This window comes from Martelella sp. AMO21009 (genome assembly GCF_053484295.1).
The window spans coordinates 1-12,798 of the sequence record NZ_JBAKFR010000028.1 but is presented as its reverse complement, the minus strand read 5'-3'; the positions used below and the strand labels follow the sequence as shown (position 1 = coordinate 12,798).

Sequence of the window (12,798 nt, the reverse complement as noted above, 5' to 3'; positions counted from 1 at the left end):
CATATGTCCTTGAACGACGCGAGATTCGACTTTTCCGGGCGAACCCTCGTTCTTTCGGGCGCCAATGGCGGCATTGGCAGGGCCATTGCCCGGGCATTTCACGATGCCGGTGCCAATCTGGTGCTGAGCGATATCGATCTTGATGGCCTCGACAGCTGGGCGGCACGGTTCGACGACGCCGGCCGGATTGTCACGCTGAAGGCCGATGCGGCCTGCGCCGGCGATGCTGAAGCCATGGTTTCGGTCGCCCGCGATCATTTCGGCGGGATCGACTTTCTTATCCCCTCGGCCGGGATTTACCAGTCGAAACCCTTTGCCGAAATGAGCGATGCGGAATGGCAGCGTACGATCTCGATCAATCTCGACGGCGTCTTCTATCTGTGCCGCCGGGCGCTGACGGCTCTGCGCGACGATGCCTCGATCGTCACCATCGCCTCGCTGGCGGCCTATCGCGGCGCGTTTTCCAACGCCCATTACGGCGCGACCAAGGGTGCGATGGTTTCGTTCACCCGCGCCTTGTCGCGCGAGCTTGCGCCGAGGGTCAGGGTCAATGGCATCGCACCGGGCATTATCGAAACGCCGATGATCGCCGGATTGCTTGAAACCCGCGCGGAGGAAACCTTTGCCCAGACGCCGCTCAAAAGGCTTGGGAAACCATCGGAAATCGCCAGCGTAGCGGCCTTTCTGTGCAGTTCGGCAGCCAGTTTTATTACCGGCGAGACCGTCCAGGTCAATGGCGGAATCTATATGGCCTGAGGGTCGGAGGAATGAACGATGACACAATTGCTGAAGGGCAAGATCGCGCTTGTAACCGGCGCCGGTCGCGGCCTCGGCGCGGCGATTGCCGCGGGTCTGGCAGAACATGGCGCACGGCTGATCCTGACCGACAGGGACGGCAAGGCTGCTGGCGAAGGAGCCGGGGCGATTCGCGACAAGGGGCATGAGGCTGAAAGCCACGCCCTCGACATTACTGATCGCGCCGCCGTCAAGGCCTTTGCCGCCTGTGTTCTCGACCGCCATGGCAGGCTCGACATACTGGTCAACAATGCAGGCGTTGCCGGGCGAGCGGCCTTCGATACGCCCGAGGCCGAATCGGTATGGGACGATATTATGGCCGTCAACCTTCAGGGCACGTTCAACGTTTCCCACGCGCTGGTCCCGTCGTTGAAAGCCGGAAAGGGCTGCATCGTGCATCTGTGTTCGGTCGCTGGTTTCGTCGCTGGCGGCTCGACGGCCGGTTACGTCGTGTCCAAGGGGGCGGTGCGCTCGCTGACCCAGGTCATGGCCCGCGACCTCGCCCCACATGGCATTCGCGTCAACGCCGTGGCGCCTGGCATCATGATGAGCCAGATGGCCATCGCCCAGCTCAATCGGCCCGGCGGCGCGGATTGGTTCACGGACCGGGTGATGATGAAACGCATCGGCGAGACTCACGAAGTGGTCGATCCGATCGTTTTCCTCGCATCCTCCATGGCCAGCTACATCACCGGCACGATCCTGCCTGTTGACGGCGGTTTTCTGGCTGCCTGAGGCCCGCCCGCAATCGCCCAACCAAAAAATGCCTTCTCCCGGAGAGTCCAGAATGCCCGAACAGATTGACCTCGTCGCAAAAAGCCCCTGGTGCGAAATCAAACCCGTCGCAGCCGACTATGCCGCGTTCGATCTGCGCACGGGCGGAACCATGCTTGCCGAAATGCACCTGATCCGGGCGTTCGAGGAAAAGGTTCTGGAACTGGCGGGGCAGAACTTCGTTCATGGCCCGGCGCATTCCGCCATCGGACAGGAGGGCGGAGCGGTGGGCTCGGCCATCGGCCTTCGCGTCAGCGACCAGATCAACGGCTCGCACCGCGCTCACCACCAGTTTCTGGCCAAGGCGCTGGGCTTTGTCGCGCCGGGCGGGGTCGACCCGGCCACTGAGTTCAGCGGCGATATCCGCAGCCTTGCCAAGCGCACGCTGGCGGAAATCTGCGGGCTTTCCGAAGGCTTCTGCAAGGGTCGGGGTGGCTCCATGCATCTGCGCTGGGCCGAATCCGGCAATCTCGGCACCAATGCCATTGTCGGCGGCGGCGTACCCATGGCCGCCGGGGCGGCCTGGGCGCACAAGAAGGCCGGCGCAGGCAATGTCGTCTATACCTATTTCGGCGACGGCGCGACCAATATCGGTTCGGTTCTGGAAACGATGAACATCGCCGCGGCGTGGAAGCTGCCGCTTTGCTTCTTTATCGAGAACAACCGCTATGCCGTGTCGACCCATGTCGACGAAGTGACCGCCGAACCGCGCCTGTCCTCGCGCGGTCTTGCCTTCGGCATTCCCGCCTTCAAGGTCGACGGCATGGACAGTATCGCCGTTCAGCTTGCCTGCGAGGCGGCCAATGACATCATGCGCAATGATGGCGGCCCGACCATTATCGAGGCCGATGTCTACCGCTATTTCCACCAGAGCGGCCCGCTTCCCGGCAGCGCCTTCGGCTATCGCGGCAAGGATGAGGAAGCCGAATGGCGCGGCCGCGACCCGCTCGACGCGCTGGCTGCGCGGCTTCAGGAGCGTCAGGCCATTGGCGAGGAAGCCGTGGCGGCGCTGCGCGCGCGTTGCGTCGCCCTGATGGATGAAATCGCCAGCGAACTGATCGAGACCCAAGACGGCAAGAAGCGGATCATTCCCGCGCTGTGGCCGGACCAGAAACTCCGCGATTTCGGCCTGCGCGGCGACCTCTCCGAGTTCGCCGGCGTCCGTTTCGAGGAGCAGGAGAGCTTCTCCGGCACGCTTGATGAAAACGCCCGCTTTATCGATACCGTGGCTGATGTCATGGCCGCGCGCATGGCCGCGGACGAGCGCATCGTCGTTCTCGGCGAGGATGTCCATCGCCTGAAGGGCGGCACGAACGGGGCGACGCGCGGGCTTTCGGATGCGTTTCCCGGCCGGGTTCTCGGAACGCCGATTAGTGAGAACGCCTTCACCGGCATTGCAGCCGGCATGGCTGCGGACGGGCGGGTAATCCCGGTGATCGAATTCATGTATCCCGATTTCATGTGGGTGGCCGCCGATCAGGTGTTCAACCAGATCGGCAAGGCGCGGCACATGTTCGGCGGCGATAGCGACATGCCGCTGGTGCTGCGCACCAAGGTGGCAATGGGCACTGGCTATGGCTCGCAGCATTCCATGGACCCGGCAGGCATTTTCGCCACCGCGCCGGGCTGGCGCATCGTCGCGCCGTCAACGCCGTTCGATTATGTCGGCCTGATGAATTCCGCGCTTTTGTGTCGCGACCCGGTTCTGGTCATCGAACATGTGGATCTCTATGCCTCCAAGGGCCCGGCGCCTGCCGACGACCTCGATTATTTCATTCCGCTCGGCAAAGCGAAAGTGGTGCGCCAGGGCGAGCGGATGACGGTGCTGACCTATCTTTCGATGGTGGAGAAGACCCGGCAGGCCGTGGAGAAGCTCGGCGTCGATGCCGAAATCATCGATCTGAGAACCCTCGACCGGGCCGGGCTGGACTGGGAGACAGTGGAAGCCTCGATCCGCAAGACCGGCAATGTGCTGATCGTCGAACAGGGCGCGTCCGGCACGTCTTATGGCGGCTGGCTGGCCGATGAATTGCAGCGCCGCTGCTTCGACTGGCTGGACCAGCCGGTCGCTCGCGTTCACGGCGCGGAAGCCTCGCCCTCGATCTCCAAGGTTCTGGAGGCGGCGGCGGCCGCGCAGCCGCTGGATATCGAAGCCGGCCTTGCCGCCGTCATGGCGGCCCAGGGCCTGCCGCTGGCCGGCTGAAGCGGAAGGAAAACGGACATGCCCTTGAATATCGTGTTGCCGGCACTTTCGTCCGGCATGGAAGATGCCATTGTCGCGCGCTGGCTGAAGGTCGAGGGCGATGCGGTGGAAATCGGCGAGCCGATCGCCGAAATCGAAACCGACAAGGCGACGATGGAGCTGGAGGCGGAAGCCGCCGGCACCCTCGGCCGCCTGCTGGTGGCCGAGGGCAAGCGCGCCGACGTCAACCAGGCCATCGCCGTGCTGCTTGTCGCCGGCGAGGATGCCGGGTCCCTGCCGCAGGCGCAAAGCACGCCTGCAAAACCGGCAACGCCCGCCCCGGATGAAACGCCGTCCGCGCCACAGGCCTCATCACAGCTTGCCGCGCCAGCACCTCAGCCTGTTGCGAAAACTGTCGGCGAGAACGCGCGCCACAGGGTCTCGCCACTGGCCCGCCGCCTTGCGGCCGAACGCGGCCTATCGCTCGACGGCCTTGCCGGGAGCGGACCGAAAGGCCGGATTGTTCGCATCGACATCGAACGCGCCGCCCTTGCTGCCGCCGAACCGGAAGCTACAGTCTCAGAAACACCGGAAATCCCGGCTCCTGCCGCCATTCCGCCGGGAATCGGACCCTACGAGAGCCTGCCCCACAGCACGATGCGACGCACCATCGCCCGACGTCTGCTGGAAGCCAAGACCACCGTGCCGCATTTCTATCTGGAGATGGACTGCAATCTCGACGCGCTTCTCGCCCTTCGTCAGCAAATCAATGAAGGCCGCGAAAAGGCGGAGCGGATTTCGGTCAACGACTTCGTTATCAAGGCGTCCGCCGCCGCCCTTGCCGCCGTGCCCGATGCCAATGTCATCTGGACCGAAGAGGCGATGTTGCGGCTTGCCGATATCGACATCGCCGTGGCCGTGGCAACCGATAGCGGCCTGATCACGCCGATCATCCGCAGGGCCGGCGAAAAGAGCCTCGGTGCGATTTCCGCGGAGATGAAAGTGCTTGCGGCAAAAGCGCGCGATGGAAAGCTGCGCCCCGAAGAGTATCAGGGCGGTGGATTTTCGATTTCCAATCTCGGCATGTATGGCGTCAGATCCTTCGCCGCGATCATCAACCCGCCCCAAAGCGCTATCCTCGCCGTCGGCGCGGCGGAGCGCCGCCCGGTCGAAAGCGAGGTCGGCATGGTCGCCTTTGCCACCATGATGACCTGCACGCTGTCCGTCGACCACCGTGCCGTCGACGGCGCGCTCGGCGCCCGGCTTCTCGGCGCGCTGAAGGCCGGGCTCGAGGAGCCGATGCGCCTGCTCGTGTGAGCAAGCGGGTTTTGTGTGACAGATACTTGCCGCTGCAATGTCTGTTGTAACCCCGTCCGACGCGTTCCGCAGTCTTGAGGCAGTTCTCATTCGTCCAGACGGCTGTGTGGCGGCCTACCGAGCGACGGAGGTTGCTTGATGCTCGATCTCGCACGCTTCGCTGATCAACGTCGTTGCGCCCATCGCTGGCCGACTTCTCGTGAGCAGAATTTCATGGTTGGCCTCCGCCATCACTGTACTCGCCCTGGGAGGCGCGTCGATTATGTTTCTGCCTGCCTTCCCAGGTAGTTCGGCTGATAAGGATCCGGACTCGCGGGGCTTCACATTACGCGCGCGGACATCGCCGCTCCGCCTATTTGCCGTCCGCTACGGTCAGCAACAATGGTAGCCAAACTTCGTCAACGATCTCAACGATCGACTCGTTGGATACCTCTCGGAGCGTCATGAATACATCATGTCGGAATAGATCGAACGGCAAGTTCACGACCCGCCGGGAGCGCGGCACGTCAATCAACTCGCCACGCTCGACGGCGCGACGGGTAATCGTTTCGAAGGCGGTGGACTCGCCCGGTGCGTAGAGCGCTTCGCGCAACTTGCTGAACGTGCTACCGCTATCGCGAAAGTAGTCCATGATCTGGGCGCTGATCAGCGCGATCATACGCGGACGCCTTGCGTTCAAATTATGCAAGAGCGCGATGGCGTCCTCTCGCAAGCTGCCTGTGTTCGGGATGGGAATTGGCTCCGACCGCCATGAGCGGGTCACCGCGGCGAGCAGAAGATCGTCGCGGTGCGGCCATCGCCTGTAGAGGACAGGGCGGCTTGTCCCAGCGCGGGCAGCGACCGCTTCGTATGTCATCCCGTTGTATCCGTGCTCAATCAGAATATCCCATGCAGCTTCAAGGATCGCTTCCTCAAGCTTGGGACCACGCCGGCGAGAGATGGCCGTCGGCGCTTCCTCTGCCTCGTCCGGCACAACGCCATCAGTCTTCATCGTCACCTCAATATAAGTGCCGTTCTGCGTATCCTAGGGAAAACAGCAACAGGAGATCCATTAGTGTACCTTATGAGCAGGCTGGTGTCCAACGGTTACAGTCATCGAGTCTGTCGATGAACTCCTCACTACATATCCACTCCCTAACGTTGACCGACCGATAGCCAGGAACTCGTCGAGGTCCTTGCGGGCGGTATTAGCTAGTTTGCGACGCGCAGCACAACAGCCGGAAATGCAAGTTGAGCCTGAAGTCGCTTCCGGCGGTTGCAGCTATCAATGCCTTCGGGCGCGAACCACCCGGCGCGTTCGCATTCGTCATATGGCCACGAGTTGGCACTCTTGTTCAGCGCATTGGCATCGATATGAAAATCCGGTCCCCCGTGCCACACGATGCAAACACAACAATTCTGGCGGCCAGAATGAACGCGGTGCGGTGCCGCAGCCGGTGGCGATCGCCATATTTTTCTGATCGTGACCCGCAGCAAATCCGCGCGCTCTGGCCATCTGCTATATAGGACGGGGCCGCTCTCTAGCTCTGGCGGATAACTTCGTACGTGAAGCCCGGATAGCCAGGCTTGGTCGGCACGCTGCATCAAGCAGCGCATCCTTGATGCTTGCTTCCTCGCCGCCGCGTAACACCGCCCTACCCATTGCAGATCCAAAAATATAAGATTCGATAATGTATCTTATTGCGCCGCGCGAAAAGGACCTTATATAGATACACATTCGTATCTAATGTGGAGATCGCCTGTGTCTATGATTCATGCGGCAGTAGTCGAAGCCTTTGACGAGCCACCGCGTTTTCGATCCGTTCCAGAACCAATAGCCCAACCGGGCCAGGAGGTTGTGCAGGTGCTTGCCGTCGGCATCAGCCATGCCGCGCGCGGGGTGGCGTCCGGAAAGCACTATACCAGCCCCGCCAAGCCTCCCTTTCTCGCCGGCATTGATGCGGTCGTGCGCAGACAAGACGGAAGACTCGCTTTCATTATGGCGCCCGGAACCGGGACTTTAGCCGAGCGAATTATTGTCGATCCGGCAGATTTGATCCCTGTGCCAATAGATGCCGATCCCGCTGTTGTCGCTGCCACTATGAACCCGGCCTTGTCCCCCTGGGTGGCATTAAAGGGAAGGGTCCAGTTCAAAGCTGGGCAGTCTGTCCTGATCATCGGAGCCACAGGTAATGCAGGTGGTATGGCCGTTAAGATAGCGCGACACTTGGGGGCAAGCCGAGTGATCGCGGCAGGACGTAATCGGGCTCGTCTGGTCGAATTGCTGTCCGAAGGTGCTGACGAGATCGTCGCGATTGGATCTGATAATGCCATGACCGAGGCAGCATATGCCGCCGCAGCCGCAGAGGTTGACGCCGTTCTTGATTACGTTTGGGGCCCCCCTACGGAATTGGCCATGCGGGCGATCCTTGGCTCGCGCATCCAACACGATCGCATTCTTGATTGGGTCCAAGTCGGAGGTATGGGAGGTACAGAAATCACGCTCGGAGGGCACGCACTTCGACACAATGCGCTTCGCATTAGCGGAAGCGGCTTCGGTTCCGTTCCAATGGAGGTGGCGCAACTTGCCGAACTTGCCGCCGCTATCGGATCGGGCGCGCTCTCCGTTCGCCCTTGTCCCTTTTCTCTCTCAGACGTGGAGGCCGCTTGGGGGCACGAGGAGGCGGAAGGCGAACGAACGACCATCATCCTTTGATAGATCCCGCCAAACTATGCGACGGGATCTAACCGCCCTGAAAGAATAGGGCGAACCTTTCAAGACCAGTTTGACGATCACGTTCAATCCGGTGCCATTTCCTGACTTCGACTAGGCGCGGTTGCTAGTTAACCGCGCGGGTCTTGCTGCCTTTTTCATATTGTGTCGGAAGGATGTAAAATGATCGGCGGGTTGCCACCGAGTGACGTTATTGACGAGAGGACGAGCCTCAATTGGTGGCTGATGTGGCCACTTTTCGCTATCGTTAGCCTTTACGCTGCCAGCATTGGCGCGGTACTTCCAATTCTGCCATTCTATTTGCGTGAGATGGGGGCAAGCCCACTGGTCTTTGGCTTCGCCCTTACAGCGGAAGCGTTCAGCCAAGCTGTTGCATCGCCTTTGCTCGGTCAGCTTTCAGACCGCTTGGGCCGCAAGCGGGTTCTTCTTGCCAGTCAAATCGTAGCAGTCGTTAGCCTGTTGCTGCTCGCCCTCGCGCAAAGCATAGTTACTGTCGTTCTCGCGCGGTTCTTGTTTGGTCTAACTGCCGGAAATTTCTCGGCTGCTGCTGCTTATGCAGCAGATAACAGCTCACCAGCTAGGCGACGCCAAGCTCTCGGCATAGTAAATGCTGGGTTCGGCCTCGGGATGATCGTTGGTGCGGGGCTTTCGAGCGGATTGTCAGAAATATCGTTGACGGCGCCGATCTACACGGCGTTGGCGCTGTCCGTTTCCGGCATAGCCGCAACGACCTTCTGCCTGAAAGGCGACAAAGCGTTGGCGCGAGTTTCGAGCGAGAGCGACCAAAATAGAGGCTCATTTCGCATAGCAATCGGTTCCCAGGTGATCCGAATTCTGATCATAGTGATGCTGTGCCACTTCTTCGCTTATGGTATTTATGCCTCTCAATTACCAAATTTCCTTGCCGACAGGTTCTCGTGGAACGGTCAAGCCGTGGGACCGCGCGAGATAAGTTACATCTTGGCAGCGGATGGTGCTATCAACATCAGCGTCCAGCTTTTCGTGATCGGATGGCTCGGCCGATTTTTCTCTGAACGCCAACTGATAATTCTGATCTTTACGCTCATTTGCATTGGGTTCATAAGCGCCGGTCTGGCCAGCACAATTCCTGCCCTCTTCTTTGCTGTGCTCTGCATCAGCACCGGCGATGCTCTAGCAAAGCCAACATATCTCGCGGCGTTATCCGTCCATGTTCCGGCCGCGCGACAAGGGGTGGTAATGGGGACAGGACAATCGTTGGCCGCTGTGACAGAGATAACATCTCCGGTTCTGGCGGGCTACATTCTTGGTTTGGGACTCTATGGAGCATGGATCGGTGCAGCAGTCGCGATCTCCATTATCGGAGCTGTGATTGCGACTGCCTACTTGCCCCGTTCGTAAAATATGCGGAGGCGGCGACGAAGACCTTTTTCCTCAGGCAAGCTTCCGCAAATGATGATGAGTTGTAGCCACTCCCGTCGCCAACGTTGCCGTTTGCAGTAGCTGGACATCTGAATTTTCGATATGCCGCTGAGGCTCTCGACGTCAGTCAATCGCGTATGCAAGGTTCCGAATTACCTCGGCAGAGGTGAGCACTAAACGCTGACGTCGGCCCGGCGGGCGAGCCATTCGATCTTGTCTGCGGAAGTACCGTCATCATATCCGACGTCTTCGGCCGTTGAGCCGAGCTGAACGGAGCCTTCCTTCGTCTGGCGGCATTTATTGGTCGGATAGTCGAGAAACGGTTTCAGACGTTCGGTGATCAGCACCTGCCCGCGGGTCGGTTTGATCGGTGCGAGCAAGCCGACCTGCGGCGCAAGCGTTGCGTTGCCGACCCGGATCTTGAAGACGTGACACCGCCCGAATCCCGGAGCTTCGTGTCCGCCACGACGATGGGCATCCTGGCCATCGTCATTCTCGAGATTGCCAGGATCGGTCACCAGACCTGGATGCGGTAACAGACCCGTTCGCCTGGCTTAACGCGCTTCCGGACGTGAATCGGTCTCCGCCTCGCCTGAACTGGCCTCAGGCCGTCTTCATAGAGATATAGTTGCCGGACTGATCGCCGTACCACTCGTCGCAGCCTTCAAGCTCCGTGACCTGCGTGAACTTGCGCAGCATCTCGGCATGGGATTTGGCGACGCCCAGCTGGCGGCTGATCGCCGCGGGATCCCAGTCTTGGTCGAGAATTGCCTTCAGCATGGCGCGGATATGGGCGTGATCCGGCGAAGCGCCGAGATCGATAAGCTCCGCCGGGTCGGCGATCATGTCGAAAAGCTGCGGCGTGTCGTAGCCGTGGTGCACGACCAGTTTCCAACGCCCCTTGCGCACCATTGCCGAAGGCGCATCGCCCTTGATGTCGGCAAGCTGCGATGTGATCGCCCTTTCGGGGTCCTCGGGCTCTGCGCCCGTGAGCAAGCCCCAGAGGCTTTTGCCGTCCATGACCGGAAGTTCAGGGCCTTCTGCAATCGAAATGAAGGTCGGAGCGAGGTCGAGGAGGCTGGCGACCGTCATCATTGTGCTGTCGGCGGGAATTTTCCCCGGCATCGAGAAGATCAGCGGAACGCGCGCCGCGCCGTCGTAGAAGTTGGTCTTCCAGAACAGGCCGTGCTCGCCAATATTATCGCCATGGTCGGAGCCGTAGACGATCAGGGTGTTTTCAAATCCGACGGTCTCTTCGATTTTCCCGAGAACCGCGCCGATGAGACCGTCCAGATATTCCACCATGCCGAAATAGGCGGCTTTGACGCGGCGGACATCTTCATCCGAAATCGTCTCGACACCGCGATTGCGTTTCCACTGCTCGATCGCCGGGTGCATCTCCTCCTCGACGGTCACCGGCGGAAGGGACTCCATTTGCCTGTAGTAATAGGCGAACAGCGCTTCGGGAGCGACATAGGGGCAATGCGGGCCATAATAGCCGACCGTCATGAACAGCGGCTTGTCGTCCTTCCTGTCGTCCAGATAGGCGCATGCCGCATCCGTCACGGCGCGATCGAACTGGAGAACGGCGGAGTTTCCGCCGCCGGACTTGTCGATCGCGATCCGGCTCTGGTCGGGGGTCTTGATCAGATCGCCGAACTGCAGGTCGCGACGCCCCCGCCCAGGGAAGCTGGGCGTGATATCGCCGACAAGCCGCCGTTCGAAGCCGTGGCGCTGGTCGGGACCGTTGAAATGCATCCGGCCGGCGAGCACGGTGTCGTAGCCGGCGAGCGCCAGCGCATGCACGAACGTCGCCTGATCGCTCCGCAGGGCCTGCGTATTGTTGAACACGCCCGTGCGTGAGGGCAGGACGCCGGCAAGCAGGGAGGCCCTGCTCGGCGCGCACAACGGCGACGAGCAGTAGGCGTTGTCGAAGGCACACCCCGACTGCCGCAACCGGTCGAGGTTCGGCGTGCGCACCAGCCCGTGTCCGGCCGCGCCCATGACATCAGCGTTGTGCTGGTCGGAAAGAATGAAGACGATATTCGGTTTGTCAGACATTTTTCGTACTCTTGGCGTCTTTGACGCGCCTGCGGACGAAGATGTAGTTGGTCGCCAGCAACAGGACGATCAAACAGACCACACCGATCGAAATCGGACGCAGGAAAACATATTCGAAGAAGTTGAAATGACGCGCATGGGCTATGACCAGTGATCTTCGGAAATTCTCCTCGACAACCGGGCCGAGAATGAATCCCAGCACGACCGGCGGGATGGGAATCGCCGCCTTGCGGAACAGCACGGCCATAATGCCGCAGAAGACGGCGATGAACATGTCCGCGATCGAGTTGCGGGCGCTGTATGCTCCGATCAGGGAGAAGACCGTCACCGCCGGGATGATATAGTTCATCTTGATCTTGGCGACGAGCGCGAACCACGGAATGGCAAAAATGCCGATCAGGACCATGACCACCACGGTCAACAGCATGCCGACCATGAAGACATAGGCGAGCTCGGCATTCTGGGAGAAGAGCCGCGGGCCCGGGATAAGGCCGTGAATAGTCAGCGCGGCATAGACGACCGCCGTGGTGGCCGATCCGGGAATGCCGAGTGCCAGCAGCGGGACCAGCGCTCCGCCGACGGCGGCGTTGTTCGCCGTTTCCGTGGCGATGATGCCTTCGGGATTGCCCTTGCCGAATTCCTCGGGATGCTTCGACGTGCGTTTGGCTTCCCCGTAAGACAGGAATGCCGCGATCGAAGCCCCCGTTCCGGGAATGATGCCGATGATGATCCCCATGATCGAGGCGCGGGCAACAAGCGACCAGTGCGATACGATTTGAAGAAGCGTGGGCCTCAGCGTCGTCTGTTCCAGCTTGACCGAGGTGACGGAAGCATTGGTGTCGCGCTTGGCCATCTGCGTCAGCATCTCGGAAAGTGCGAACAGTCCGACGATCAGCGGCACGATGTTCAGGCCGCTTCCGAGAAAGTCGAGGCCGAAGGTAAACCGGTAACGCCCGCTGACCGTGTCCTGGCCGATCATGCTGAGCAGAATGCCGACGCCAGCCGCGAACAGTCCCTTCCAGATGCTGTTGCCGGTCATGCCGCCGACGACGGTCAGGCCGAGCACGCCCACCAGGAACAGTTCGGGCGGACCGAATTTCAGCGCGAAGGAGGCGAGCGTCGGCGTGAAGAAGATCAGCGCGAGAACGCCCATGGCGCCGCCAATGCCCGAAGCAATGACGGACAGGTAAAGGGCTTGCCGGGCGCGACCTTTCTGCGCCATCGGATAGCCCTCCATCGTCGACATCACCGCGGTTGCCGTACCGGGAATGTTGAGAAGGATACCGGGAATGACGCCGCCATAGGAGCCGCCCATGAACACGCCGCCGAGCAGCAGCAGCCCGGTAGCCGGATCCATGCTGTAGGTGAACGGCAGAAGCAGGACCACGCCGATGGCCGCACCAAGCCCCGGTATTGCGCCGAGGACCACGCCGATAAGGGTTCCGACGACAAGCCACAGCAGCGTCGAGACGCTAAACAGGTGACTGAGGACATCGAGAGCTAGTGGTTTGATTCCAACGTTTGGAACCCTCGATTTCGTGCGGTGATGATGTCC

At 60.8% G+C, this 12,798-nt stretch carries 10 protein-coding genes; 6 read left to right on the top strand and 4 right to left on the bottom strand.

Going from position 1 to position 12,798, the window contains the following annotated elements; translation table 11 throughout:
• Window positions 1–3 precede the first annotated feature (3 nt).
• Genes V6766_RS20775 through V6766_RS20760 form a run of 4 tightly spaced genes read left to right on the top strand, consistent with a single transcriptional unit; the run spans window position 4 to window position 5,068 of the window.
• Entirely contained in the window at window positions 4–756 is a 753-nt protein-coding gene (locus V6766_RS20775; RefSeq protein WP_448469766.1) for an SDR family NAD(P)-dependent oxidoreductase, read from the top strand.
• 18 nt (window positions 757–774) lie between these two features.
• Window positions 775–1,530, top strand: coding sequence for an SDR family NAD(P)-dependent oxidoreductase (locus V6766_RS20770; protein ID WP_448469764.1), 756 nt, complete (start codon window positions 775–777; stop codon window positions 1,528–1,530).
• A 52-nt stretch (window positions 1,531–1,582) separates the two neighbouring features.
• Window positions 1,583–3,772, top strand: coding sequence for a dehydrogenase E1 component subunit alpha/beta (locus V6766_RS20765; protein WP_448469762.1), 2,190 nt, complete (start codon window positions 1,583–1,585; stop codon window positions 3,770–3,772).
• Window positions 3,773–3,790: 18 nt separating this feature from the next.
• Window positions 3,791–5,068: a pyruvate dehydrogenase complex dihydrolipoamide acetyltransferase gene (locus tag V6766_RS20760; RefSeq protein ID WP_448469760.1), complete on the top strand. Its 1,278-nt coding sequence runs from the start codon at window positions 3,791–3,793 to the stop codon at window positions 5,066–5,068.
• Between the two features lie 352 nt (window positions 5,069–5,420).
• On the opposite strand, the gene V6766_RS20755 is transcribed toward V6766_RS20760, so the two are convergent.
• Entirely contained in the window at window positions 5,421–6,059 is a 639-nt protein-coding gene (locus V6766_RS20755; RefSeq protein WP_448469758.1) for a TetR/AcrR family transcriptional regulator, read from the bottom strand.
• A 750-nt stretch (window positions 6,060–6,809) separates the two neighbouring features.
• On the opposite strand from V6766_RS20755, the gene V6766_RS20750 reads away from it, so the two are divergent.
• Window positions 6,810–7,763, top strand: coding sequence for a quinone oxidoreductase family protein (locus V6766_RS20750; RefSeq protein ID WP_448469756.1), 954 nt, complete (start codon window positions 6,810–6,812; stop codon window positions 7,761–7,763).
• 180 nt (window positions 7,764–7,943) lie between these two features.
• Entirely contained in the window at window positions 7,944–9,161 is a 1,218-nt protein-coding gene (locus V6766_RS20745) for an MFS transporter (RefSeq protein WP_448469754.1), read from the top strand.
• Between the two features lie 194 nt (window positions 9,162–9,355).
• Here V6766_RS20745 and V6766_RS20740 read toward each other — a convergent pair whose 3' ends face one another.
• The 3 genes from V6766_RS20740 to V6766_RS20730 form a co-directional block, all read right to left on the bottom strand.
• A complete protein-coding gene (locus tag V6766_RS20740) occupies window positions 9,356–9,700 on the bottom strand; it encodes a hypothetical protein (RefSeq protein WP_448469752.1) in 345 nt (114 codons plus the stop codon).
• 85 nt (window positions 9,701–9,785) lie between these two features.
• Entirely contained in the window at window positions 9,786–11,243 is a 1,458-nt protein-coding gene (locus tag V6766_RS20735; protein WP_448469750.1) for a sulfatase-like hydrolase/transferase, read from the bottom strand.
• A partial coding sequence (locus V6766_RS20730) for a tripartite tricarboxylate transporter permease (protein ID WP_448469748.1) occupies window positions 11,236–12,798 on the bottom strand: 1,563 nt, incomplete at its 5' end. The genes V6766_RS20730 and V6766_RS20735, both read right to left, overlap by 8 nt.